This is a genomic window from Brevibacterium oceani (assembly GCF_017948325.1).
Classification (GTDB): domain Bacteria; phylum Actinomycetota; class Actinomycetes; order Actinomycetales; family Brevibacteriaceae; genus Brevibacterium; species Brevibacterium oceani.
The window spans coordinates 170644-194648 of record NZ_CP072846.1 but is presented as its reverse complement, the minus strand read 5'-3'; the positions used below and the strand labels follow the sequence as shown (position 1 = coordinate 194648).

20 protein-coding genes are annotated in these 24005 nt (G+C 66.6%); 7 read left to right on the top strand and 13 right to left on the bottom strand.

Annotation, left to right across the window (positions count from 1 at the left end; translation table 11 throughout):
- Positions 1 to 3: 3 nt before the first annotated feature.
- Entirely contained in the window at positions 4 to 918 is a 915-nt protein-coding gene (locus J9314_RS00855; protein WP_246490541.1) for an amidohydrolase family protein, read from the bottom strand.
- A 295-nt stretch (positions 919 to 1213) separates the two neighbouring features.
- On the opposite strand from J9314_RS00855, the gene J9314_RS00850 reads away from it, so the two are divergent.
- Positions 1214 to 1837, top strand: coding sequence for a GntR family transcriptional regulator (locus J9314_RS00850; protein ID WP_210604039.1), 624 nt, complete (start codon positions 1214 to 1216; stop codon positions 1835 to 1837).
- Between the two features lie 142 nt (positions 1838 to 1979).
- Here J9314_RS00850 and paaZ read toward each other — a convergent pair whose 3' ends face one another.
- Positions 1980 to 4016, bottom strand: a complete 2037-nt coding sequence (gene paaZ / locus J9314_RS00845; protein ID WP_210604038.1) for a phenylacetic acid degradation bifunctional protein PaaZ — start codon at positions 4014 to 4016, stop codon at positions 1980 to 1982.
- Positions 4017 to 4274: 258 nt separating this feature from the next.
- Between paaZ and J9314_RS00840 the strand changes: the two genes are divergently transcribed.
- Together J9314_RS00840 and J9314_RS00835 are read left to right on the top strand one after the other, a co-directional pair.
- Entirely contained in the window at positions 4275 to 5639 is a 1365-nt protein-coding gene (locus tag J9314_RS00840) for an MFS transporter (RefSeq protein WP_210604037.1), read from the top strand.
- A 205-nt stretch (positions 5640 to 5844) separates the two neighbouring features.
- Positions 5845 to 6855, top strand: a complete 1011-nt coding sequence (locus tag J9314_RS00835; RefSeq protein WP_343207035.1) for a threonine/serine dehydratase — start codon at positions 5845 to 5847, stop codon at positions 6853 to 6855.
- A gap of 81 nt (positions 6856 to 6936) precedes the next feature.
- On the opposite strand, the gene J9314_RS00830 is transcribed toward J9314_RS00835, so the two are convergent.
- The 4 genes from J9314_RS00830 to J9314_RS00815 form a co-directional block, all read right to left on the bottom strand.
- Positions 6937 to 7122 carry a hypothetical protein gene (locus J9314_RS00830; RefSeq protein WP_210604036.1) on the bottom strand — a complete coding sequence of 62 codons (186 nt, stop codon included), beginning with the start codon at positions 7120 to 7122 and terminating at the stop codon, positions 6937 to 6939.
- Between the two features lie 111 nt (positions 7123 to 7233).
- Entirely contained in the window at positions 7234 to 8040 is an 807-nt protein-coding gene (locus J9314_RS00825) for an ABC transporter ATP-binding protein (RefSeq protein WP_210604035.1), read from the bottom strand.
- 222 nt (positions 8041 to 8262) lie between these two features.
- Complete coding sequence (locus J9314_RS00820; protein ID WP_210604034.1) at positions 8263 to 8805, bottom strand: GNAT family N-acetyltransferase; 543 nt, start codon at positions 8803 to 8805, stop codon at positions 8263 to 8265.
- Positions 8806 to 9047: 242 nt separating this feature from the next.
- Positions 9048 to 10544, bottom strand: a complete 1497-nt coding sequence (locus J9314_RS00815) for a long-chain-fatty-acid--CoA ligase (RefSeq protein ID WP_210604033.1) — start codon at positions 10542 to 10544, stop codon at positions 9048 to 9050.
- Positions 10545 to 10849: 305 nt separating this feature from the next.
- Between J9314_RS00815 and J9314_RS00810 the strand changes: the two genes are divergently transcribed.
- Complete coding sequence (locus tag J9314_RS00810; RefSeq protein WP_210604032.1) at positions 10850 to 12085, top strand: PucR family transcriptional regulator; 1236 nt, start codon at positions 10850 to 10852, stop codon at positions 12083 to 12085.
- A gap of 173 nt (positions 12086 to 12258) precedes the next feature.
- Here the strand turns inward: J9314_RS00810 and J9314_RS00805 are convergent, their stop codons facing one another.
- The 3 genes from J9314_RS00805 to J9314_RS00795 are packed head-to-tail and all read right to left on the bottom strand — an operon-like array spanning position 12259 to position 15973.
- Positions 12259 to 13785 carry an aldehyde dehydrogenase family protein gene (locus tag J9314_RS00805; protein WP_210604031.1) on the bottom strand — a complete coding sequence of 509 codons (1527 nt, stop codon included), beginning with the start codon at positions 13783 to 13785 and terminating at the stop codon, positions 12259 to 12261.
- The gene (locus J9314_RS00800) at positions 13782 to 15425 is read right to left on the bottom strand and encodes a GMC family oxidoreductase (RefSeq protein ID WP_210604030.1); all 1644 of its coding nucleotides are present in this window, start codon (positions 15423 to 15425) and stop codon (positions 13782 to 13784) included. Before J9314_RS00800 ends, J9314_RS00805 begins: the two co-directional genes overlap by 4 nt.
- Positions 15404 to 15973, bottom strand: a complete 570-nt coding sequence (locus J9314_RS00795) for a dihydrofolate reductase family protein (protein WP_281412388.1) — start codon at positions 15971 to 15973, stop codon at positions 15404 to 15406. Before J9314_RS00795 ends, J9314_RS00800 begins: the two co-directional genes overlap by 22 nt.
- Before the next feature lie 80 nt (positions 15974 to 16053).
- On the opposite strand from J9314_RS00795, the gene J9314_RS00790 reads away from it, so the two are divergent.
- On the top strand, positions 16054 to 16977 hold the full coding sequence (locus tag J9314_RS00790; protein ID WP_210604028.1) for an IclR family transcriptional regulator: 924 nt from the start codon (positions 16054 to 16056) through the stop codon (positions 16975 to 16977).
- Between the two features lie 13 nt (positions 16978 to 16990).
- On the opposite strand, the gene J9314_RS00785 is transcribed toward J9314_RS00790, so the two are convergent.
- Positions 16991 to 17908, bottom strand: a complete 918-nt coding sequence (locus J9314_RS00785) for a LysR family transcriptional regulator (protein WP_210604027.1) — start codon at positions 17906 to 17908, stop codon at positions 16991 to 16993.
- 74 nt (positions 17909 to 17982) lie between these two features.
- On the opposite strand from J9314_RS00785, the gene J9314_RS00780 reads away from it, so the two are divergent.
- Both J9314_RS00780 and J9314_RS00775 read left to right on the top strand, forming a co-directional pair.
- Complete coding sequence (locus tag J9314_RS00780; RefSeq protein ID WP_246490539.1) at positions 17983 to 19593, top strand: aminotransferase class I/II-fold pyridoxal phosphate-dependent enzyme; 1611 nt, start codon at positions 17983 to 17985, stop codon at positions 19591 to 19593.
- 64 nt (positions 19594 to 19657) lie between these two features.
- Entirely contained in the window at positions 19658 to 20656 is a 999-nt protein-coding gene (locus tag J9314_RS00775; RefSeq protein ID WP_210604026.1) for an Ldh family oxidoreductase, read from the top strand.
- 7 nt (positions 20657 to 20663) lie between these two features.
- Here the strand turns inward: J9314_RS00775 and dapA are convergent, their stop codons facing one another.
- The 3 genes from dapA to J9314_RS00760 all read right to left on the bottom strand — a co-directional run bounded on the left by dapA (position 20664) and on the right by J9314_RS00760 (position 23952).
- The gene (gene dapA, locus J9314_RS00770; protein ID WP_210604025.1) at positions 20664 to 21548 is read right to left on the bottom strand and encodes a 4-hydroxy-tetrahydrodipicolinate synthase; all 885 of its coding nucleotides are present in this window, start codon (positions 21546 to 21548) and stop codon (positions 20664 to 20666) included.
- On the bottom strand, positions 21545 to 23044 hold the full coding sequence (locus J9314_RS00765) for a flavin monoamine oxidase family protein (protein ID WP_210604024.1): 1500 nt from the start codon (positions 23042 to 23044) through the stop codon (positions 21545 to 21547). The genes dapA and J9314_RS00765 overlap by 4 nt, the downstream gene beginning before the upstream one ends.
- A 239-nt stretch (positions 23045 to 23283) precedes the next feature.
- A complete protein-coding gene (locus J9314_RS00760) occupies positions 23284 to 23952 on the bottom strand; it encodes a GntR family transcriptional regulator (protein ID WP_210604023.1) in 669 nt (222 codons plus the stop codon).
- Positions 23953 to 24005 lie beyond the last annotated feature (53 nt).

The following is a 24005-nucleotide window of genomic DNA, read 5'->3' as shown; positions in this document are numbered from 1 at the left end:
TAGTCATTGGATCTCTCCGGTCCAGTAGAGAGCGTCGGGGTTATCTACTAACAGCTGTGTCAGGTCCCGATCAGACTCTGTGATCTGCGATAAGTAGTTGAGCATGACGGCATCGTCAGGCATATGTGATTTGAGGTTGGGATGGGGCCAGTCAGTTCCCCACAGCGCCCGGTTCCCGAACTCATCGAGGACACGGCGAGCGAAAGGCGCAACGTCTTCGTAGATCGCTTCAGCATCGTCGACCGCGAACGGACCGACCTTTGTCAGCCTCTCAGGGCAACTGATCTTGACCCACGCTTGCGTGCGTTCGATAAAACGGAGGAACTCCGCGAACTCCTGCGAATCTACGCCCTTGCCGACGTCGGGGCGCCCCATGTGGTCTATGACGAGTGGAACTCCGAGCACGGAGAAGGATGATTCGAGTTCGGGGAGATCTTGCGGCTCGAAGTAGAGAACGATGTGCCAGCCTAGGTCGCGGATCTTTTCAGCGACTTCTTGTAGCTCCCCGATCGGCTGGCTCTGCACCAACCGCTTGACGAAATTGAAACGGACTCCACGCACGCCACGCTCGTGCATCGCCATCAACTCTTCGTGACTCACGTCCGGTCCTAGGGCAACAACGCCTCGCGCCGAGTTTCCGAAGTGGTCGAGAGCGTCGAGCAATGCCGAATTGTCACGACCATGACAGCTGGCCTGCACAATGACCCGACGGTCAAAGCCCAGGTGCTGGTGTAATTTCTCGAGGTCGGCCTTGCTGGCGTCACCTGGCGTGTATTTTCGACTCGGGGCGAAAGGGAACTCGGCCCCGGGACCGAAGACGTGGCAATGCGCGTCCACCGATGACTCCGGCAGCATCACCTGCGGGTCGGCCAGGTCCCTCTTCCACTCCAGCCAGGAATCAGTGGTGACTTCTGTCAACGATGTACCTCCTTGTACCTGTTCATGTCGGAATCGCCGGGTTCCCACTCAGTTTGAAACCGACGTAGCCGATCGTCTCGGCGGTCGACCGAGAACGAGCCTACTCGTTAATCATATTGTTGACAATTTGGAAGACAATATTGTCGCACAGATCAGATATCCTGAGTGAGAGAATCGACCACCCGAGCCGAGACACCCGCCGCTCGAGGAGGAAGCCACGACGGACCGCGAAAGGACCCTCCCCTCTGTGACACCCTCAGCACAACGCGTCTCATCCCCGGAGAGAGCCAAGCCAATGAGCGCCGAGAAACTTGCTACTCAGCTCCGCGAAGCAATCGTAGAGGGCAGGCTCGTCCCCAACCAGCGCCTCGTGGAGACGGACATCGCAGAAGAGTACGGAGCCTCTCGAGGCAATGTGAGAATCGCTCTGTCCGAGCTGACCACCGAAGGGCTCATTGAGCGCATCCGTCACCGAGGCGCACGCGTGAGGGCCGTCTCCATCGAGGAGGCCGTAGAGATCATCGAGGTCAGATCCGCTGTTGAGAGCCTCTGCGCATCGAAGGCGGCTGCCAAGGCCAGCGATGCACAGATCGAACAGCTTCAAGCGATCGGGACCACCATGTCGGAGGCAGTTTCAACGGGCGCCTTGGATATCTATGCCGAACAGAACCGACGTCTCCATGCACTGATCATCGATATCAGCGGCCAGGCAACTGCCGCGGACACCATCCGCAGATTGCGCGGCCAAGCCGTCCGTCATCAGTTCCGTCTCTCTGCTCGAGAGGGTCGTCCTGCGGTGTCGCTTCCCCAGCACTTGAAAATCATCGACGCGATCACAGACCGTGATTCCCAAGCCGCTTCGGCAGCGATGCATGACCACCTCAGCAGCGTCGCCGAGGCGATCGCTGAATCAGAGTGAACGTTCCCGAACACGGTTCGGCACTCTTCGACAACCGAACTCATAAAAGAATCGTCCCGCTCCGAAGATCTGCGTCTTCGGGGCGGGACGACTCATATCTGCCGTTTCTGTCGACTGGGTTATTCTGACGGACAGCTGCCCCTCAGTACTCCTTGGCCACGAGGGTGAGCACCTCGTAGTTCGCGACGGGCTCCTCGTTCTGGTTGACGACCTGGGCGTCCCAGCGAACCTCGCCGTATTCGTCGGTCTCGCGCGGGGTGATGCGCTTGGCCGTCAGCGTCACCTTGAGCCGATCACCTGGGGAGACGGGTGTAATGAAGGTCAGCCCCTCGAGCCCGTAGTTCGCGAGCACGGGGCCCGGATCCGGCTGGACGAAGAGTCCGGCGGCGAAGGACACGATGAGGTAGCCGTGCGCCACGCGTCCCGGGAAGAAGGGGTTCGCCGCGGCCGCCTCCTCGTTCATGTGCGCGTAGAAGGTGTCGCCGGTGAAGTTCGCGAAGTGCTCGATGTCATCGAGCGTGACCTCACGCCATTCGGACTCGAGCGCATCCCCGATGCGCAGATCCGCAAGCGACTTCGTGAACGGATGATCGCCGAGGCGGCGCTCCGAACCGTTCACCCATTCCCCGCCGATCGCGGTGAGCATGTCCGGGGAGGCCTGGATCGCGGTGCGCTGCATGAAGTGCTCGACACCGCGCAGTCCACCCATCTCCTCGCCGCCGCCGGCCCGACCCGGACCGCCGTGGATGAGGTTCGGCAGGGGCGAACCGTGACCGGTCGACTCCTCGGCGTCATCGCGGTCGAGGACGAGAATGCGGCCGTGCCAGGGGGCGACCTGACGGACGAATTCCGTGGCGAACTCGGAGTCGTGGGTGACGACCGACCCGACCAGGGAGCCCCGGCCACGGGCAGCCAGACGGACGGCCTCCTCGGTGTCGGTATAGGTGATGATCGAGGTCACGGGCCCGAAGGCCTCGATGTCGTGGACGGCATCGACCCAGGCGTCATCGGCCTGGAGCACGGTCGCCGCGACATACGCGCCGCCGTGCTCGGCGGCCAGGCGGTCGGACTCCTCGCGACCACCGGCGAGCAGATGAGCTCCCCCGGCGAGGATCTCATCGATCGCATCGAGGACGTCGCTGCGCTGCTTGGTCGACACGACGGGGCCCAGGCGAGTGGACTTCTCGCGCGGGTCGCCCACACCCTGGGCGGACAGCTTTGCGATGACGGCTTCGCCGACCGCCTCGGCGTGGGCCTGCGGGACGATCGTGCGCCGGATCGCGGTGCATTTCTGCCCGGCCTTGACGGTCATCTCGGCGACGACGCCGTCGACGAAGAGGTCGAATTCCTGCGTGCCGGGGCCGGCATCGGGGCCGAGCAGGGAGAAGTTCAGCGAGTCGGCCTCGGCGAAGAATCGGGTGCCGCGCTCGGTCACGCAGTCGAGCCCGGAGAGCCGCCGTGCGGTTGCCGCTGAGCCGGTGAAGGCGATCGCATCCTGTTCGGCGAGATGATCGAAGAGCGGGGTGACGTCGCCGCTGATGAGCTGGATGGCCCCGTCCGGCAGCAGCCCGGATTCGACCATGTCCGCGACCACGGCGCGGGTCAGGTGAGCGGTGTCGGTGGCGGGTTTGACGACGACGGGGACTCCGGCGACGAACATCGGGGCGAATTTCTCGAGCATGCCCCAGACTGGGAAGTTGAAGGCGTTGATCTGCAGCGCCAGCCCCTGCCGGGAGGTCAGGATGTGGCGGCCGACGAAGGTGCCGTTCTTCGACAGGCGTTCGATCCCGCCGTCGAGGTGGACCGTCGAATTCGGCATCTGCCGACGGGCGACGCCGGAGTAGGTGAAGAGCGTGCCGATGCCGCCTTCGATGTCGACGAATGCGTCGCGCTTCGTGGTGCCGGTCGTGAACGAGATCTCGTGGTAGCCCTTGGTGCGCTCCATGAGGTAGCCGCCGAGCTTCTTGAGGATCACTCCGCGCTGGTGGAAGGTGAGCTTCTGCAGTTCGGTGACGCCGGTGGTCTTCGCTTGGTCGGCGACGGCGGCGAAGTCGATGCCGGCCGAGCTGACGTGGTGGAGGAGCTCACCGGTCCCGGCATCGTGGACGGGGCGGGCATTGTCGTTCGCTTCGGGCGTGTGCCAGGCTCCGGTCACATAGGAACTGAGGGTGTCGGTCATGCTTTGCTCTCCTGGTGGAACACTGTCTCCCGGTTCACGGCAACCGCTTTCGGCACCGCTGCCGCTTCCTTGAAAATATACTAACCAATCGGTCGGTAATTGTCACCGGTGGCTCCGGAGTGAAGGACGAGTGGCGCACAGCACATCGCTGATCTATGATCGACTAGAATTACTGACCAAGTAGTCACAATATGACCGCACTCCGCATCGGCGCGGGATCGGCCATCGTCGACATCACGAGTCAATGGAGACCCACTCATGTCCGCCACCTCATCAGGACCCATCACACCGAATCCGACCGAACCGCATTCGATCACCCGCGAGGAGCGCAAGGTCCTCGCCGGCACCCTCGTCGGCACCACCATCGAATGGTACGACTTCTTCATCTACGCCCAGGCCGCCGGTCTCATCCTCTCGACGCAGTACTTCGGCCCGCTCGCCGCGGACAATCCGGCACTCGGGCAGATCATGGCCTGGGCATCTCTGGGGATCTCCTTCCTGTTCCGGCCGTTGGGCGCGATCATCGCGGGCCACCTCGGCGATCGGATCGGGCGGAAGAAGATGCTCGTGCTCACGCTCATCCTCATGGGGGCCGCGACCTCGCTCATCGGCCTCCTGCCGACCTATGCCGCGATCGGCATCGGTGCCCCGATCCTGCTCACGCTGCTGCGGATCCTCCAGGGCTTCTCGGCCGGAGGCGAATGGGGCGGGGCGGCGCTGCTGTCGGTCGAACACGCGCCGATCTCCAAGCGCGGCATCTTCGGGGCCTACCCGCAGATCGGCGTGCCGGTCGGGATGATCCTCGCGACAGGCGTGATCTGGATTCTGACCACGGTGCTCAGCCCCGAACAGTTCGCGAGCTTCGGCTGGCGGATCCCGTTCCTCTTCTCCGTCGTCCTCGTCTTCATCGGCTATTACATCCGCCGCCAGGTCGAGGAGTCCCCCGTCTTCGCCGAGCTCGCCGAGCGCAGGGCCGAATCCTCGGCTCCCCTGGGCATCCTGTTCAAGAAGAACACGAAGGAAGTCATCCTCTCGGCGCTCATCTTCATCGGCAACAACGCCGTCGGGTACATGATCATCGCGTTCTTCGCCGCCTATGCTTCACGCCCGCTCGCCGAGGGCGGCTCCGTCGGACTCGACCGGGCACCCGTGCTGTTGGCGACGACGCTCGCGAGCTTCGGCTGGCTGGTGTTCACAATGTGGGGCGGGGCGCTGTCGGACCGGCTCGGACGGGTGCGCACCTTCCAGATCGGGTACATCCTGCTCATCGTGTGGCTCATTCCGACGTTCCTCATGATCGACATGGCCAACATCTGGATGTATGGCATCGGCATCTTCGTCCTCACCGTCGGCATGGGCCTGTCCTACGGCCCCATGTCGGCGATGTACGCGGAGATGTTCCCCGCCCAGGTCCGCTACTCCGGAGTATCGATCGGCTATGCGCTCGGCGCGATCCTCGGCGGCGCCTTCGCCCCGACCATCGCCGAGACGCTGCTCGCCGAGACCGGTTCGTCGATCTCGATTGCGATCTACATGATCATCGTGTGCATCATCTCGCTCATCGGCGTCAGCCTCGTCAAGGAGACGAAGGGCGTCGACCTCGGAGTGGCCAAGCACCACTGAGACATCCAGCGACGCCGAGTCCGGCACACGCCGTCACCGGCCCCTCGCACAGGTGATGGTCCTCAGCGCACCCCTCGAGTCGTCTCCTTGTACCCGATTGTTTGGTCGATCCACCGCGTTCTGGGCGCCTGGATCACGGTGGATCGACCAAACAATCAGCCGCAGGAGACGAAACCTTGCTGCTGCTCTCGCATAGGCTGAAGGCATGACTGCCATGACCGAACTGACATTCGCCGACGTCGAGGCCGCCGCCGCACAGATCGCCGGACGCGTGCGCCCGGTGGCGGTCGCCTCGGCGCAGCCGGGAAACCTGCCCGCCGCGGAGACCGACACCGGTGCCGCCTGGAGTGCCGCGCCGACGACCGATCCAGCCGCCTCCGGGCTGTACTTCGCCCTCGAATTCATGCAGTATACGGGCACGTTCAAGGCCCGCGGCGCACAGAACTTCATCCGCACCCACCTCGATCAGGGCACATTCCCCGAGGCCGGAGTGACCATTGCCTCGGGCGGGAATGCCGGCCTGGCCTGCGCGTGGGCCGCCCGCGAGGCAGGGGTGCCCGCGACCGTGTTCCTCCCGGAGACCGCGCCGGAGGTCAAGGTCGAGCGCCTGCGCTCCTACGGCGCCGAGGTGAGACTGATCGGTCGCGAATACGCCGAGGCGGCCGCCGCCTGCCAGGAATTCGTCGCCTCATCGGGGGCGCTGGCCTCGCATGCCTACGATCATCCGCTCATCGCCGCAGGCGCCGGCACGGTATTCACCGAGATCCTCCGCCAGGTGCCCGATCTCGACACCGTCGTCGTCTCGGTCGGCGGGGGCGGGCTGTTCGCCGGAGTCGCGACGGCGGCGACCCACCACGGAGTGCGGACGATCGCGGTGGAACCGGAGAACTGTCGAGCACTGAATGCGGCGATCGAAGCGGGTGAGCCGGTCGACGTGCCGGTGGATTCGGTGGCCTCGGATTCACTCGGCGCCCGCCGGGCCACATCGCTGGCACTGTCCGCGGCGCAGTCGGATCTGGTCACCTCGGTGCTCGTCAGCGACGACGCTATCGTCGGTGCCCGAGCGCATCTGTGGGACCAGCACCGGCTCGCCGTCGAACATGCCGCAGCCACGGCACTGGCCGGAATCCATGGTGAGGGTGCGTACGTCCCGGGTGAGGGAGAGAAGGTCTGCGTCGTCCTCTGCGGGGCGAACACCAGCCTCGGCGATCTGTGATTCATTAGCCACGGCGTCGGCGATTCGGACGCTCGGCGAATGGCGGTTGCCCCAGCGGGCCGGGCAGGTCGCTGCAAGAGCCTAGGGCTGTCGGTCCTTGGACTTCAGTGAGGCCTTGATGAGGCCGAAGATGGCGAGCGCCACGACGACGGTGATGATGGCCTTGACGAGGAACCACGCGATGGAGAACGCGACGTTGACCACCCACCACGCGATGATGATGGCGACGATCGCGCCGATGATGCTCCACACGGTACTCATCTTCATGCTTCAAGCCTAGGCGCATGCGCGTGCGCGTGCAATGACAGGGCGGGCGCACCGGCCCGCCCGACATCGCATCGGCCCGACGACTTCAGCCCACAGTCTCGCGGTCCACAGTCAGACGGCGACGGAGCGAGCACCACGGACAGTACGCGCCGACCACCGTTGGTCGGCGAAGCCGACCTCGATCGGGTGGTCGAAGGCGGCGGAGACCTGCTCGGAGGTGAGCACCTCGGCGATGGGGCCCGCCGCGGTCAGTCGTCCGTCCGAGATGAGCGCGGCGTGCGAGGTGGTCTCGGGGATCTCCTCAAGATGGTGGGTCACCAGCACGGTCGCCAATTCCGGCGAGCGCACGGAGAAGTCGTCGATGGTCTCGAGCAGCTGTTCGCGCGCGGCGACGTCGAGGCCGGTCGTCGGCTCGTCGAAGAGCAGAAGCTGCGGGTCGGAGATGAGCGACCGGGCCACGAGCGCACGCCCTCGCTCCCCCTGGGACAGCACCTTCCACCCGGCATCGGCACGGGCGGACAGCCCCACCTCGGCGATGCGGGCCTCGGCCTTCGCGAGGTCGTCGGCACTCGGCTCCCAGCGCATGGGGCGTTCGATGGTGCCGGTGAGTCCGGTGAGGACGACCTCGGTCACGGACAGGTTCGAGCGCAGCGGGTGGCGTGGGTTGACGTGTCCGATCAGGCGGCGCAGGGCGGCGAGTTCGACCCGGCCCATCCGCTGGCCAAGGATGTCGACCGTGCCCGAGGTCGGGAACACCTGCGCCGAGGCGAAGCTGAGCAGCGTCGATTTTCCGGCCCCGTTGGGTCCGATGAGCACCCAGTGCTCGCCGGCGGCGATGCGCAGATCGATCCCGTGCAGGATCTGCGTCTGCCCACGTCGGAACGTCACATTCGCGATATCGAGGACGGTCTCGGACACGTCGCACTCACCTTTCGGGTCGGGGTTCGCCGGCTCTCCCTGCGGGAGTCAGTTCGAGCCCGGGCCGCTGACTGCGGCTGAGTCGTCGTCTGCGGCCGGGCCCATTCGATTCTAGGACCCACCTCGCCGAGGCGGCTGCGACCCTGCGATACCGTCGTTCCACATTCTGGATCGGGGTTCGCCGGAAGATGTGATGCCGGCCCAGGCAATTGCCCGACCGGTTCAGCTGGTGGCCTCGCCGACTCCGCCGAGGCTCGCGAGGTCCTTCGTGAAGCCGTGGATGCCGATCTCTTCGGCCTCGCGCGCGGGGTCGAAGAGCGGGGTGTAGCCGTTCTTGAGGTAGAGCCGCACGGCCTCGGGCTGGCGGGGTCCCGTAGTCAGATACACCCGCGTGTAGCCGAGTCGGCGGGCCTCGTCCTCGAGTTCGGCCAGCACTCGACCGGCGAGTCCGCGACCACGGTGGTCGGCGTGGGTCCAGATCCGCTTGAACTCGGCAGTGGTGTCATCGCAGCGCATGAATGCGCCTCCCGAGATCGGCTCCTTTCCGTCGAGCAGGAGGATGAATGCCCCGGTGGGAGCCGCGAACGCCTCAGGAGGATAGCGCAGGATCTCGGTCCGCGCAGGCTGTTCGTGCACGTCCCCGTACCGTTCGTCGTACTCGCGCTCCAGGTCCTCGAGCAGCGGAGCCCCGAGCGGATCGTCATAGGAGACGCGGACGAAGTGCTGCGAAGATGCGGGCGCCGAAGTGGTCGCCGGTACGGTCATGAGCGGATCCTTTCGCGAGTTCACCGGTGCAACGCTGCGAACAGCTCGCGATCTTCCCGGATGTCGCCATGGTCACAGCCTCTCGGACCGAGACCGCCGCTACCAGTCCGTCAGAACCGGTATCGACCCAGTCTCTCGCGCCTCTGCCGTTCGCAGCGATTCATCCGCGGGCCTGGACCACGAACGAAGGTCCGAGTCCGCCTCCCGCGCCGCCTCCACCGGCCGAAGCTCACTTCCTCGGTTCACACTCCCTCCGGCGCGGAGATCTCGCGGCGCAGGATCTTGCCGGTCGGTCCCTTGGGCAGCTCGTCGACGATCCACACATTGCGCGGGTACTTGTAGGCGGCGACACGGTCCTTCGCAAAGGCACGCAGTGCCTCGGCGTCGACGGTCGACCCGGCCTTGAGCGCGACGGCGGCGCCGATCTCCTCGCCGAGGTCATCGTTCGCGATTCCGATCACGGCCGCCTCGGCGACGGCTTCGTGCTCGTACAGCGCCTCTTCGACCTCGCGCGGATAGACGTTGTAGCCGGCGCGGATGATGAGGTCCTTCTTCCGGTCGACGATCTCGAAGTAGCCGTCAGCGTCCTGTCGGCCGAGGTCGCCGGAGAAGAACCAACCGTCCTGGACAGCCTCTTCCGTCGCCTCGGGCCGGCCCCAGTAGCCCTTCATCACGGGCTCGCCCTTGATCGCGATCTCGCCGACCTCGCCGGTCGGGCAGTCGCTGCCGTCGATGTCGACGAGCTTCATCTCGACCCCACGCACGGGCACGCCGATGGTCCCGGCCTTGCGTTCCATTCCGGGCTGATTGAAGGAGGCGACGGGTGAGGTCTCGGACAGGCCGTAGCCTTCGAGGATGATGCAGTCGAAGGCGGATTCGAAGTTCTTCATCACCTCGACGGGCATCGCCGAACCGCCGGAGATGCATGAGCGCAGGCTCGAGACGTCGAACTTCTCGCGCCCTTCGGCATTGAGCATGCGGGCGTACATCGTCGGCACACCGATGAACACGCTGACCTGCGCGCCCTGGATGGTCTCAAGGGCTTCGATCGGGTCGAAGCGCGGGATGAGCGCCAGGCACGAGCCGCTGAGCACGGAGGCATTGAGTCCGCAGGTCAGGCCGAAGCAGTGGAACAGCGGTAGGCACCCCATGACCATATCGGTCTCGGTGAGATGGGTGAGGGTCTCGGCGGTCACGGCTGCGTTCGTGATCATATTGAAGTGGGTGAGTTCGGCGCCTTTGGGCTGGCCGGTGGTGCCCGAAGTGTAGAGGAGCACGACGGTGTCATCCTCTGCTCGGGACACGACCTCGGTGGTGGGTTCGAAGGCGGCCAGGTCGTCGGTGAACGTCGCAGGGTCGACGGTGATGCATTCGATGCCGACCTCGATTGCGCCCTTCCCGGCCTCGGACGCCATGTCCTTCCAGGCGAAGACGACGGACGCCCCGGAGTCCTCGAGGTAGTACTGGACCTCCCGGCCCTTGAGCAGCGGGTTCATCGGGACGACGACGGCTCCGATGGACAGCGCACCGTAGAAGAGGACGGGGAATTCGAGCACATTGGGCAGCACCAGACCGACACGGTCGCCGGGTCCGACGCCCCTCTGCTTCAGCAGGGTCGCGACCCTCTGGGCACGGTCCTGCAGCTGGCGGTACGTCACGACGGTGTCGCCGAGGCGGACGGCAGGTCGGTCACCGTGCTTGCTCGCGGTGGCGGTGAGATTGTCGGCGAGGTTGGTCATCGCTTCCTCCAGGCTTGCTTCGTTCTTCTTTGACCGGCTGGGGTGCTGGTGCTTCAGTTCTTGCTTGGGGACTCTCGTCCGGGCGACCTCTCCGCTCCTATGCGGCGATCCCACCACCGGCTGTGGCCGCACCACAGCGGAAACGAGGGAGGTCCCGGTTTGCGAGTCTCGCCGAGCGACTCCCGCCGTTCGGCTATACAGCACCCATAATCCCGCTGACGAGAGTCGCAGACAACGGGATGTGCAACAGAATCGCAAACCCTCCCTTGTGGCCGAACAACAAGAACAGATCGTATGCTGAGCGTATGGTCGCCACTCCGCTCGTCTTACGCATCATCGACCGTGTCCGCGCATCGCTGCCGGCCACGATTCAGCGCTCGGTCAGCCGCACCTGGCGGGAGGTGCCTGCCTATCCGAACAGCCCGGACAAGAACCTCGCCGCCGACCTCACCGCGCACACGGAGACAGTGTTCGAAGCGGCCCTGACCCCGTTGGAAGAGGGCCGGCGCGCCACCGCGGAGGACTTCCCGATCACCGCGTCCCAGGCCAGGCGGCGGCTGCGGCAGGGGGTGACCCTGCCGGACTTCCTCACGGGCTTCCGGATCGGGCAGGAGACACTGTGGGAGGCGATCGTCGACGCCTCGGACTCCGAGCAGGAGACCCGCGACGAGGCGCTGCACATCGCCATCCACGTCATGAGCGTCATCGAGGTGGGCAGCTCCGTCGGGGCTGTCGCCTATCTCGAGACCCAGCAGCTCGACATGGCCGAGGGCGATCGGGTCCGGCGTGACCTCGTCGACGATCTGCTCTCCGGCAGGAAGCTGGCGCCGGGCCCCAGCGCCGACCTCGCCGAGATCTCCGACCTGCGGGTGAATTCGCGTGTGCTCGTGGCCACCGCCACCTCCCAGACTCCTATGCCGGACGAGCAGCGCCGGCGGGAGGTCGTCTCCGCCTTCCGTTCGGTCTTCGACGTCGGTCGGCGCGGCATCGCCGTGGTCCTCCAGGACCAGATCGTCGGGATCACCCCGGTGACCTCCGACGGTTCGACCACCCTGGCCGACCTCGAACGGGCCCACCGGGAGCTGACCCGCCACGGCATCGACCTGTGCGTGGGTACGAGCACGGTCCACGAGGGCCTGCACCGGGTGCCCGATGCCTACCGGGAGGCCGTGCTCGCGCGGGAGAGCCTCGACGACAGGCCCGGGGTGCGGTCGCTCAATGCGCTGACTCCGCTGGACTACCTCGTCACCCTCGACGACGAGGTGGCCCACCGGCTCATTCGTCCCGAGCTGCGCCGGTTCGTCGAGGACGACCTCGCCTCAGGCGGCGTCCTCATCGAGACGCTGCTCGAGTACGCGGCATGCGACCTCAACGCGAAGCTCGCCGCCGAGCACCTCCACGTCCACGTCAACACCGCGTACTACCGCCTCGACTCGGCGGCCGAACGCACCGGCCGCAACGTCCGCAGCTTCACCGATCTGCAGGAGACGATCGTCGCCATCCGCATGCTCACCGCCCGTGACAGGGCCCCGTCCCACTGACGACAGATCCCCGCGCCGAGGCGAGGCTTCACCTGATCTCGGGCGCTTCCACCCGCACAAGGCAACCCCGCGCCGAGGCGGCTCCTCCCTGAATCGGGAGGGCCACCTCGGCGCGGGGGTCGGTTCGATCCGGCCGGTCGGGCCGGTCACTCAGCTCAGGCGGGTCGCTCAGCTCAGACGCCGGCTGGGACCTGTGCGGGAGCCGGCAGCACGAGCGCGTAGCCGTGCTTGGCCCAATCGTTGTCCAGGCTCTCCTGCACGGACTTGACCTGGGTGTATTCGGCCAGGGCATCGGGGCCGAGCTCGCGGCCGATGCCGGACTGCTTGTAGCCGCCGAACGGGTTGAACGGGAAGCCTGCGTGCCAGTCGTTGACCCACACCGTGCCGGCTTCGAGTTCGTTGGCGACGACGCGGGCGCGTTCGGACGAGCCCCACACGCCGGCAGAGAGACCGTATTCGCTGTCGTTGGCGATCTCGATCGCCTCGGCCTCATCCTCGTAGCCGATGACGACGAGGACGGGCCCGAACACCTCCTCGCGGGCGATGCGCATGTCGTTGGTGACGTCGGTGAACACGATCGGCGGCACCCAGGCACCTGTCTCGAACATCTGCCCCTCGGGCAGGGTTCCGCGGTAGGCCAGGGTCGCCCCCTCCTCGGCGGCGACCTGGAGGTAGCGTTCGACGCGGGCCTTCTGATCGGCCGAGGCCACGGGGCCCATATCGGAGGCGGGATCGGTCGGGTCGCCGATGCGCACGTCGGAGAGGCGGGCGATGAGGCGGTCGACGATCTCATCCTTGCGCGAATTCGGCACGAGCAGGCGGGTGCCGGACTCGCACACCTGGCCGGAGTACATGAGGAAGGCGAAGATCGAACCGTCGATGGCGGCATCGAGGTCGGCATCGTCGAGGATGATGTTCGGGCCCTTGCCCCCGAGCTCGAGCGTGACCTTCTTGAGGTTGTCGGCGGCGGCGCGCTGCACGGACTTGCCGACCTCGGTGGATCCGGTGAAGCCGATCTTCCGGACGTCCGGATGTTCGGCCAGGCGGGCGCCCACCGTCTCGCCGGGACCGGTGATGACGTTGAGGACACCGGGCGGCAGCCCTGCCTCTTCGGCCGAACGGGCGAGTTCGAGCAGGGTCAGCGGGGTATTCTCGTCGGCCTTGAGCACGAACGTGTTGCCTGCGGCCAGTGCCGGTCCGAGCTTCCACCCGGCGAGCACGAGGGGGAAGTTGAAGGGCACGATGCCAGCGCAGACGCCGATGGGTTCGCGGCGGATGGTCGCGCGGGCATCCGGCGACTCAGGGGCCAGCGGGTTGTCCTGTTCGGGGGCGAAACCGCGGGCCATGGCCGCGAAGACGCGGAGGTTCGCGACGCCGAGTCCGATGTGGAAGGCGCCGGCGGTGCGCACGGTGACGCCGTTCTCTGCGGTCGCCAGGGCGGACAGCCGATCGGCCTTCGCCTCCATGCTGGCCGCGATCCGGTCGAGGATGTCGGCGCGCTCGTCCGGGCTCATGTTGCGCCAGGCGCCCTCGGCGTGGGCGGCGGTGGCTGCGGCGACTGCGGCATCGGCGTGTTCGACGCCGCCGAAGGCGACCCGGGCAGCGGTCTCGCCGGTGGCCGGCGAGGTGATCGCGTAGGTCTCTGGGGCATCGACCCAATTGCCGTCGATGAACATCTGGTAGGTGGGGACGTCGGTCATGCCGGGATCTCCTCTTTCGGTGCGGTGGCGGATGTGGTGGCATGCGTGGTCGCGGCCGTGCCCGCGGTGGTTCCGGTCTGGGTGCGGGCTGCGGTGCGGGCGCCGGCGATGAGGTCGGCGGCCTTCTCGCCGATCATGATCGTCGGGGCGTTCGTGTTGCCGCGTACGACGGTCGGCATCACCGAGGCGTCGGCGACGCGCAGACCTTCGACGCCGATGACCTTGAGCTCGGGGTCGACGACGTGGCCGATCGAGCAGGTCGAGGTCGGGTGGTAGAGCGTCTGACCGACCTGGCGGGCGAATTCGAGCAGCTCCTCATCGCTCGCACCTGCGGGGACGATGTGGTCACCGGAGATGACTTTCTGCATCGCCGGCTGGGAGGCGATATTCAGAGCGATGCGCAGACCGGCGAGGATGCTCTGCTTGTCCTCATCGGAGCCGAGGTAGTTGTGGAGGATCCGCGGGGCCACCTTCGGGTCGGGCGAGCGCAGCGTGAGCGTTCCGGCGCTCGTGGGTTTGAGCACGCAGGGTCCGGCGGCCAGGCCCTGGACCATCTGGGCACCCAGCCCCTCCTCGGCGAAGAGGCAGGGGGTCGAGTGGAACTGCACATCGGGCCCGGTGAGCCCTTCGCGGGTTTCGAAGAAGCCGCCGGCCTCACCGATGTTCGAGGTCAATGGGCCGCGGCCTTCCTTCTGCAGAAGTTCGGCATTGGCCGGGGTGGCTGCGGTCATGAGCGATTCGAGTTCGGTCGTGTAGTTGAGCATGACCATGTAGTGGTCCTGCATCCGTTCGCCGACGGGCAGATCGGCGACCTTCTCGATGCCGAACGCGTCGAGCTGGGCGGCCGGTCCGACGCCGGAGAGCAGAAGCAGGTGGGCCGAACCGTAGGCACCGGCCGAGAGGACGACCTCGCGCTCGGCGCGGATCTCCTCGACTTCGCCGTAGCGTTCGATCTCGATGCCGACGGCGCGCTGCCCGTCGAAGACGACCTTCCTCGCGTGGGCGTCGGTGATGATCGTGAGGTTCTTCCGATCCGCCACCGGGTGCAGGTAGGCGACCGCGGTGGAGCAGCGCATGCCGCCGCGCTGGGTCGTCTGGAAGCGTCCGACGCCGAGCTGCTCACCGGCATTGAAGTCCTCGTTGTGCGGGAAGCCGGCTTCGACGGCACCGTCGACCCACGCGTCGCACAGCGGGTTCATCGACCGGCTCTCGGAGACGGTCAGCGGACCGTCGGCTCCGTGGAAGTCATCAGCACCGCGTTCGTTGGACTCGGCCTTGCGGAAGTAGGGAAGCACCTCGTCGTAGGACCAACCGTTGGCACCGTCGGCGGCCCACTGGTCGTAGTCGGCGCGGTTGCCGCGCATGTAGATCATCGCGTTCATCGAGCTGGAGCCGCCGAGCATCTTGCCGCGGGGAAGGTAGGCGCGGCGGCGGTGGAGCTCCGGCTCGGGTTCGGTGTCGAGGTCCCAGTCCCACTGGCTCTTGAACAGGGAGCTGAAGGCGGCGGGAATGTGGATTTCGTCGGCGGTGTCGGCGGCTCCGGCCTCGATGAGCGCGACGTTGACGTCGGGGTCTTCGCTCAGTCGTGCGGCCAGCACACATCCGGCTGATCCCGCTCCTACAACGATGTAGTCGTACATGATGTCCTCACTGTTGCGTCATTGCTTCTGTGCTCTTCGAGTGTGGCGCAGAACACAGCACGGATGCTTCGTGTGTCGACCCAGACTTCACCGGGACCGTTTGTGAGTCGACCACAAGTCGGTCTGTGGAAGAGAGGCACCGGCACCGAGTCCTTCGGTTCGCCAGGAAGGGTCGAAGCGGGCGGGGAGGAGGGCCGGCCGCCCTGCCCGTGCAGTCTCGGTTGGCAGCCGAGTTCCCGGATGTCACCGTCGAGCAGCGTCGATTCGAGGAGCTCGATATCGACGTCCACGGCACCGGCGACGACCGGCTGAGCACCGGCCTGACCTGTGATGACAGGGTCGACGGTGATCTGGAGGCGGTCGGCGAGTCCGGCGGCCATGAGGGCGCGGCTCATCGACAGCGAGCCGTGGGAGCGGATCGGAACCTCCGATTCTTCCTTCATCGTCGCCACCCCGTCGGCGGCATCGCCGCGGGTGATCGCAGCGTCGGGTCGGTCAAACGGTTCGCTCACTGCCGTCAAGACAACTGTGGTCGGACTCTGGCACATGGCCGAGACCCATGGGTCGAGCGCATCGGGGCCCAACGCGCGCCTCACTGCCCCCATGCCCCACGGTCCATAATGGGGATATGCACAACGGCGCCGACCCGAACGAGGAACTCCGCGAAGAACACCGCATCAAGATGCGCGGTCGGATCCTGCGCCGTTCCGCCTCGTTCAACGTCGCCCACGCCGTCGACAGCCTCGAACCGGGCACCGGCGCCCAGAGCATCCAACGCGCACTGACCCTGCTCAACCTCGTCGGCCTCATCGCCGGCGAACGCCGAGAGGGCGCAAGTCTGTCCGAACTCGCCTCGATCAGCGGGCGACCGAAGGCCAGCGTCCACCGCATGCTCCAGGCACTCATCGCGATGGGTTACGTCGAACGCCTCGAGGAGGGCGGGTACCGGCTCGGCGTGCAGTCGCAGATCCTCGGCCAGCTCGCGCAGAAGTCGGTGGATCCGCTGGTCACGGAGTCGGAATCGAGCCTGCTGCGCTTGGCGGAGCTGAGCCAGGACACCGTGTTCCTCACTCTGCGCACGGGCAGCTATTCGATCTGCGCCCGCCGTGAGGAGGGCTTCGGAGAGATCTTCAACAACGCCCTGTCCGTGGGCGACCGGCACCCGTTGGGCATCGGCGCGGGATCGCTGGCGATCCTCTCCGAGCTCTCCCCCGCCGAGGTGGACGCCCAGTTCGAGGCCAACGCCGAGATCCTGACCGAACGCTATCCGAAGGTGTCCGTCGAGGCGCTGCGCGACATCATCGACCAGGCCCGCATCGACGGCTTCGTCCACAATCCCGGGCTCTTCGCGCAGGGGTCGTGGGCCGTGGCGGTGCCGCTGCGCATCCGCGGCTCCCGCCCCCGCGCCGCCCTGTCGATCGCGTCGATCGCCGACCGCGTCACAGGGTCCCGGGTCGAACGCCTCGTCGCTCTGCTCCGCCGTGAGGCGAAGGCCATCGCCGAGGCGCTGTCCTCCCAGTCAGACCCGGCCCCGGACACCGGCGACCGCTGAGCAGACCCCTGGCTCACTCCCTCGCCGAGGCGGTCCCCCGCACCGCTGCCACCGCCGCGAGGCTCTCGCCCAGCCAGGTGACCGCCGCGGGCACAGGGCCCGTCCGGGTGACGAACGAGACCCGCCGTTGACCGAGGTCCTGCACGGCGGGGCGGAGGGCGACGGCGAAGTCCGTGTCGACGGCCGCCTCGGTGCTCAATGCACAGCCGAGGCCTTCGGCCACGAGACCGTGGATCATCGACAGATCGTCGCTGCGCATGAGCTCCCGGGGTTCGTGGCCGAGCGAACGACAGACCCTCTTGAGCACCCGCACCGAGGCTTCGGCCTCATTGCGGCTGACGACCCAGTCGACGTCGGCCATGTCCGCGACATCGAGGACCTCTTGCCTCGCCAGCTCACCGTCGGCGGCGACCATGATCCGGTAGGGCTCGTCGAGCAGCGTGCTCAACCGCAGGCCAGGACCGGTGAACTCGGGCAGATCCGGGATGTCGTAGATGATCCCGGCATGGACCTCGCCGGCCTGGAGCATGCGGACGACCTCGCTCGGTTCGGCCTCGACGACTTCGACCCGCACCGAGGTCCGCGCTCTCAGCTCCGCGATCGCCGCGGGCAGCAGCCGCGAACCGATCGACGGGAATGACCCGATGCGGACGGTGACCGCGCCCGCGTCGCGCTGAGCGGTGACGATGCGCTCGGCCCGGTCGAGCCCGGCGAGCACATTCTCGACCTCGGAGGCGAAGGACTCCCCCAAGGCCGTCAGCAGCGTTCCGTGCCGCGACCGGTCGACGAGGCGGACCCGCAGATGCGATTCGAGGGTGCGCAGATGGTGGGTGACGGTCGGCACCCCGTAACCGAGTCGTTCGGCGGTTCGATTGAGACTGCCCTGGTCCCGGATCGCAAGCAGGACGCGGAGCTGCTGAAGATTCATCATGGCATACCCACTATGTCACTGTGTGCGATATCTTGCTATATCCTCGTCCCCCGCTGATCCCTACGCTGGGACTCATGCGTGCACACGATGACATGGTCACCGGACCGAACGACCCAGCGGCCACCCCGGGGACGGCAGCCTCGGCGACCGCCCCCACCCCGGCGGGTGAATCCGCCCGGACGATCCCCACCACCGCGGCCACGCTCGCGGACGATCCACGCCATCACGCGGCCCCGTACGCCGATGCCCTGCGCAGCCTGGCCGAGCAGGACTGGCTGCGCCTCCACGTGCCTGCCCATCAGGGCAGCCGCGAGCACGCGCCGGGGCTGGCGAACGTCGTCGGCGAGGAGGCGCTGGGCATCGACTTCCCCATGCTCTTCAGCGGCGTCGATCAGGAGAACTGGCGGATGATCGACCACACGCGCATCCGCCCCATCGACCGCGCGCAGGCCTTGGCCGCCGAGGCCTGGGGTGCGTCGCGGACGTGGTTCACGACGAACGGGGCCTCGGGCGGCAACCACATCGCCACGACCGTCGTGCGCGGACTCGGGCGCGAGTTCGTCTGCCAGCGCAGCGTCCACTCCTCCGTCATCGACGGCATCACCCATGCCGACCTCCGCCCGCACTTCCTCCACCCCCGCGTCGATGCCGGCCTCGGGTCCTCCCACGGAGTGACTCCCGCCCAGGTCGAGCACGTGCTGAGCGAGCATCCTTCCAGTTCAGCGGTCTACCTCGTGTCCCCCAGCTACTTCGGGGCGGTGGCCGACATCGCCGCCATCGCCGAGGTGGCCCACCGTCACGATGTCCCGCTCATCGTCGATGAGGCGTGGGGTTCGCACCTCGGCCTGCATCCGGACCTGCCCGTCAACGCGGTGCGCTGCGGCGCCGATCTCGTCATCTCGAGCACGCACAAGGGCGCCGGCTCACTCACCCAGTCGGCGATGGTCCAGCTCGGTCATGGTCGGCTGGCCGAGCGACTCGAACCGCTCGTCGATCGCGTGGTCAGGTCGTATCAGTCGACCTCGTGCAGTTCGCTCCTGCTCGCCTCCCTCGACGAGGCCAGGCGGCACCTCGTCACCCATCCCGAGGCGATCGGTGAGGCGTTGAGAACCGCAGAGGACATCCGGGGCCGAGTCCGTGCGGATGCGCGCTTCCGCGATGCCACTCCGGACATCCTCGCCGGCCGCGATGCGATCGACCATGATCCGCTGAAGGTCGTCATCGACACGCGGGGTGCCGGGATCACCGGAACGGACGCGCAGTACCTGCTCATCCGCGATCATCGGATCTACTGCGAGCTCGCGACGCCCTCGGCGCTGCTGCTCCTCGTCGGGGCGACCTCCCCGGTCGACGTCGAACGGTTCTGGTCCGCGCTGCAGGCGCTGCCGCGCTCGGAGTCCGAACCCGAGCGTCCGATCGTCCTCCCCGGCAGCTGCGCGAAACATCGGGAGATCGGGGAGGCGTTCTTCGCCGCCTCCGAGGTCGTTCCCGCCGCCGAGGCGGTCGGCCGGGTGTCCGCGGATGCTCTCGCCGCGTATCCACCCGGCATTCCGAATGTCCTTCCCGGTGAGGAGCTCAGCGAGGAGGCTGTGACGTTCCTGCAGATGACCGCCGATGCGCCGTCGGGCTACGTCCGCGGAGCCCAGGATTCACGAATGGAGACCTTCCGCGTCGTCGCGAAGTGAACTCCCGTGCCACGGATTGACCGCTGACGGCGTGGGCGAGCACATTCCCGGTAACGTGTGAGCCATGCCCGACCCCGCAGATTCCACGCCAGCCGAGACCCCTACCGTGACCATGACCCCCGATGAGCTCAACGAACTCAGCACGTCTGCGGTGCTCGCGGCGGGCGGATCAGCGGAGATGGCCCGGTCCTTGGCCGCCTCGGCGGTGGCCGCTGACCGGCGCGGCAAGACCCAGGTGGGCACGGCGCACCTCGTCGACTATCTCGATGCCCTCGAGGCTGGGCGGATCAACGGTGCCGCACGACCGGTGCTGACATCCCGCCTTCCGGCCGCCCACCATGTCGATGCCGACACCGGCACTGCTCAGCTTGCCTTCGACACGGCATTCGAGTCGTTGATCGACGCTGCCGACCGCCTCGGTGTGGCGATGCTGAGCATCACGAACGCCTATACCGCCGGCGAGCTCGGCCACTATGTCGATCGGATCGCCCGGCGGGGATTCGTCGCCCTCGTGGCGTCGAACTCGCCCGCGCTCATGTCGATCTTCGGCGCCGAGGCTCCCGTGACGGGAACGAACCCTTTTGCCTTCGCCGTGCCTCACGCCGACGGCCCGCGCTTCTTCGACCAGGCGAGCAGCGAGACCGCGTGGGTGAACATCCGCGATGCCGCGACCCGCGGGGAGGGCATTCCGGCTGGTCAGGCGATCGGCCCGGACGGCAGACCGACAACCGATGCACACGCGGCACTCGCTGGTTCACTGCTGCCGTTCGGCGGAGTCAAAGGCAGCAATATCGCGCTCATGGTCGAATTCCTCGCGAACCTCGGCGGAGGCCGCTTCTCACTCGATGCACCCAGCCATGCCGAGGGCGACGAGAACCCCGGCATCGGACTCACCGCCGTCGCGATCTCACCAGAGGCCTTCGACCCCGGCTACGTCGACCGCGTCGCCGCACACCTCGACCGACTGCACCGTGACTTCGGCATCGACTTCGGCCGCAAGCGCAGCTGTGAGGTCATCGACGTCCCCGCCGAGGTTCATACAGCTCTGCTCGCTCGCGCCTGAGCCGCAATCAGCCGCGCAGCCCGGCCAGCGCGTCCTTGATCCGCTCCCGGGCATCGGGGTCGGTATCGGCCATCGGTCGCCGAGGTGACCCGACCGGAACGCCGCGAAGCTCGAGGCCGGCCTTGACCGACTGGATGAACGGCTCGGAGATCATCGCGTCGATGACCGGATAGAGCCTCTTCCACTCCTCCAACGCCCCGGTCAGGTCGCCGGCGGCGATCTTCGCAGCGACGGACACGATCTCGGCCGGCACGACGTTCGCGGCGCCGGCGACCATTCCGGCGACGCCCTCGACGAGGCCGGAGTAGATGTAGGAGTCCCAGCCGATGAACGTGCCGATGACGTCGCTGTGGTGATGGATGAGCTTGAGCCCCTGTTCCCAGTCCGCGCTGGAATCCTTGATGTAGCGGACGTTGGGGATCTCCTCGGCGAGGGTGCGCACCGTGTCCGGGTCGAGGTTGACCCCGGTCGCTCCGGGGATGTTGTAGAGCATGACGTCGATGTCGACGGCAGCAGCGACCGTGCGGATGTAGTCGAGGGTCTCGGCCAGGGTGAGCGGCTCGTAGTAGGGAGTGACGATCATGAGCACATCGGCGCCTGCGGCCTGCGCGGCCCGGGACTGGCGGATGGCCTCGCGAGTGGTCGTCGCCCCGGTCTGTGCGACGACGGGGACGCGGCCGGCGGCGCGGTCGATGACGAATCCGACCATCTGCTCGCGCTCTTCGGCGGTCATCGTGGCGAATTCGGCGGTCGATCCGCCGACGACGAGGCCGTCGACTCCGCCGTCGATCGAACGGTCGACGACGCGGCCGAGGGCATCGAAGTCGATGTTCTCCTCGGCGTCGAAGGGGGTGGTCAGGGCGGTGAGGACGCCGCGCAGCTGAGTGGTCATGATGCCTCCGAAGTGGTGGATGCTGAAGTGTTGGTGGTGGACGTGTGCGGGGTGATCCCCGTCGTCGTCTCCCGCGCCGAGGCGGTGGCCGCGTCGTGCCGCGGCGGTTCGTCCTCGTTCGGGTGCTGGACCGGATGGTGTCTGCGGGTCTGACGGGCGGTGACGAGGATGTTCGCGGCCTCCTGCGCTGCGGTGAAGCCGGAGCTGATCGCGGTCTCGGTGTACAGCGTGCCCATGTAGTCGCCGGCGAGGAAGACCCTTCCCGACAGCGAATTGAGCGTGGGCTGAAGCTTTCCGCGCCCGGGGAAGCAGTACGGTGCTCCCGTGCGCCAGCGCTGGACATGAGCCTCTTCGACGATGCCGGCGAAGCCCGGCAGCACCTCGTCGAGATCGGAGATGTAGGTGTCGAGGATGTCCGCATCGTCGAGGTCGAGCAGCTTGCGGGCCAGACTTGCCGGGGAGAAGGTCATGATGCTGCCCCCGGGCTGGCGCTGACTCTCGGTGCCGCGGACGATGTTGCCCTGGTTCATCACGACGTTGAACGAACGCTTCGGGGTCGCAATCCCATATGCCCGGTCCCACGGCTGGGGTTCGGTCTCATTGGTGAGGAACGCCGCGGAGACGTAGGGGCCGTAGACGATCTTCGACAGCGCCTCGCGCTTGTCCTCCTGCAGGTCGACCGCAACCCGGTGAGCAACGGTCGCGGGAGTGGCGAGAACGACGGACAGCGCCTCGATCTCATGGTCGATGTCGTCCTGCCGGTAGCGGACGACGACATGGTCCTTCTTATGGACGATCTCGTAGACCTTCGCATCCAGCTGGATGTTCTCCTGCAGCGGCGCAGCGATCGACTCGACGAGGTTGGACGGACCTCCCCCGATGCTGCGATTGAGGCCCTGACCGATGTTCCACACGAGGCTGAAGTAGCCGATTCCGGCACCGGCGGCGAGCTCGTCGGGGTCGGCGGCCGAACGAGTGATGGTCGGGCGGAACATCGCCTCGGCGTCTTCGGAGAGTTCCCCGATATAGTCGGCGAACGAGCGGTCGTTCTCGAAGTCGTAGATGCGCTGCTGGCGCATCTCCGAGCTTTCGTTCGGGCGCAGACGCACGGCGTTGGCGTAGCGGAGGACATCGGCCGAGACCTTGACGCCGGCCTTGATCATCGATGCCCGGTCCTTGAGCGACATCGGGATCCGGAAGGGATACGACTGAACGGGCCCGTCGATGAGCAGCTTGCCGTTCATCGACACCGCCGACAGGGATCCCGGGATCTCGCTCGTGCGCGTCTCGGTCTCGGTGATGAGTTCGTTCGTCGATGACTTCCCGCCGGCGAACATGTGTCCGCCCCAGTTGAGGAAGTAGCGTCCGCGGTTCTCCGACCGGATTCGCCCACCGACTCTGTGGTTCGACTCCAACACCGTGATATCCCAGTTCCGCAGCCGCCAAGCCGCGGACAGTCCTGCGAGTCCGCCTCCGACGATGACTGCATCCTTCATGGGGAACACCCCCTCTCTTCTCTGAGTGCCAGCGCATCCTCACGCTGACATCTGCACTCAGCGTAAAATGTGATCACATTTAAAAGCAAGTGTCAGAGCACGGGATTTTCGAGCGAGTTCTCACGAACGCCGTGGGGCAGAGAAAAGAGGGTTGCAGTCACCTGCCGATCACCGGCATGTCGCCGGCGATCAGCTCATCGCTCGGAGCCCGTCGAGGGGTCTGAACGCCACAGGCCCAACTACTCCCCCAGCCCCGCACGGATGCGGCTGACCGCATCGTCGAAGGAGTCCTCGGTCACCGAGGCGGCGAGCGCGGGATCACCGGCGTCGACGGCATCCATGAGCCGACGCTGATGTTTGAGCAGAGGCGCCATGTCCCCCGCAGCGATCTCCCGCCTGGCACCGACGAGTTTGTACGCGCGGCACCGCAGCCAGAGTGTACGGATCGTCTCGACGAGCACGGGATTGCCGGCGGCTTCATAGACCGTGGCCAGCAGCTCCTCGTCGTGGTCGAGGTATCCTGCGGGGTCCTCCGCTTCGAGTGCCGTCTGCATGGCCGCGAACTCGTCGTCGAGACGCGCCCGCCCCTCGCCGGTGAGCTTCGGCGCACCGTGGACCACCGCTTCGACCTCGAGGATCCGACGAACGGAATAGATCTGCAGCAGCTCCTCGGCCGTGAACGTCTTCACCACGGCGCCCCGATGCGGACTGGTCTCGACGAGTCCGACCTCCTCGAGGCGAGCGAGTGACTCGCGCACAGGCATGACGGAAGTGCCGAGTTCGGCGGCGAGCTGACGAATCCGCAGGCGTTGGCCGCTCAGGTACTCCCCGCTGAGAATGCTCGCCTGCATCGCCTCGAATACCTGATCCCCGATGCGCATACCGGGTTCTGCTGTGGTCTCGCTCATGCCCGTCAGTCTAACCGCGCCGCGCCGACACCATCTTTCGTCGAATCGAAGAA

Excerpts from the sequence above, each read along its gene's own strand:
- J9314_RS00850 (WP_210604039.1), top strand. The coding sequence starts at position 1,214 with ATGAGCGCCGAGAAACTTGCTACTCAGCTCCGCGAAGCAATCGTAGAG.
- paaZ (WP_210604038.1), bottom strand. The coding sequence starts at position 4,016 with ATGACCGACACCCTCAGTTCCTATGTGACCGGAGCCTGGCACACGCCC.
- J9314_RS00840 (WP_210604037.1), top strand. The coding sequence starts at position 4,275 with ATGTCCGCCACCTCATCAGGACCCATCACACCGAATCCGACCGAACCG.
- J9314_RS00835 (WP_343207035.1), top strand. The coding sequence starts at position 5,845 with ATGACTGCCATGACCGAACTGACATTCGCCGACGTCGAGGCCGCCGCC.
- J9314_RS00830 (WP_210604036.1), bottom strand. The coding sequence starts at position 7,122 with ATGAAGATGAGTACCGTGTGGAGCATCATCGGCGCGATCGTCGCCATC.
- J9314_RS00820 (WP_210604034.1), bottom strand. The coding sequence starts at position 8,805 with ATGACCGTACCGGCGACCACTTCGGCGCCCGCATCTTCGCAGCACTTC.
- J9314_RS00815 (WP_210604033.1), bottom strand. The coding sequence starts at position 10,544 with ATGACCAACCTCGCCGACAATCTCACCGCCACCGCGAGCAAGCACGGT.
- J9314_RS00810 (WP_210604032.1), top strand. The coding sequence starts at position 10,850 with ATGGTCGCCACTCCGCTCGTCTTACGCATCATCGACCGTGTCCGCGCA.
- J9314_RS00805 (WP_210604031.1), bottom strand. The coding sequence starts at position 13,785 with ATGACCGACGTCCCCACCTACCAGATGTTCATCGACGGCAATTGGGTC.
- J9314_RS00800 (WP_210604030.1), bottom strand. The coding sequence starts at position 15,425 with ATGTACGACTACATCGTTGTAGGAGCGGGATCAGCCGGATGTGTGCTG.
- J9314_RS00795 (WP_281412388.1), bottom strand. The coding sequence starts at position 15,973 with ATGTGCCAGAGTCCGACCACAGTTGTCTTGACGGCAGTGAGCGAACCG.
- J9314_RS00790 (WP_210604028.1), top strand. The coding sequence starts at position 16,054 with ATGCACAACGGCGCCGACCCGAACGAGGAACTCCGCGAAGAACACCGC.
- J9314_RS00785 (WP_210604027.1), bottom strand. The coding sequence starts at position 17,908 with ATGATGAATCTTCAGCAGCTCCGCGTCCTGCTTGCGATCCGGGACCAG.
- J9314_RS00780 (WP_246490539.1), top strand. The coding sequence starts at position 17,983 with ATGCGTGCACACGATGACATGGTCACCGGACCGAACGACCCAGCGGCC.
- J9314_RS00775 (WP_210604026.1), top strand. The coding sequence starts at position 19,658 with ATGCCCGACCCCGCAGATTCCACGCCAGCCGAGACCCCTACCGTGACC.
- dapA (WP_210604025.1), bottom strand. The coding sequence starts at position 21,548 with ATGACCACTCAGCTGCGCGGCGTCCTCACCGCCCTGACCACCCCCTTC.
- J9314_RS00765 (WP_210604024.1), bottom strand. The coding sequence starts at position 23,044 with ATGAAGGATGCAGTCATCGTCGGAGGCGGACTCGCAGGACTGTCCGCG.
- J9314_RS00760 (WP_210604023.1), bottom strand. The coding sequence starts at position 23,952 with ATGAGCGAGACCACAGCAGAACCCGGTATGCGCATCGGGGATCAGGTA.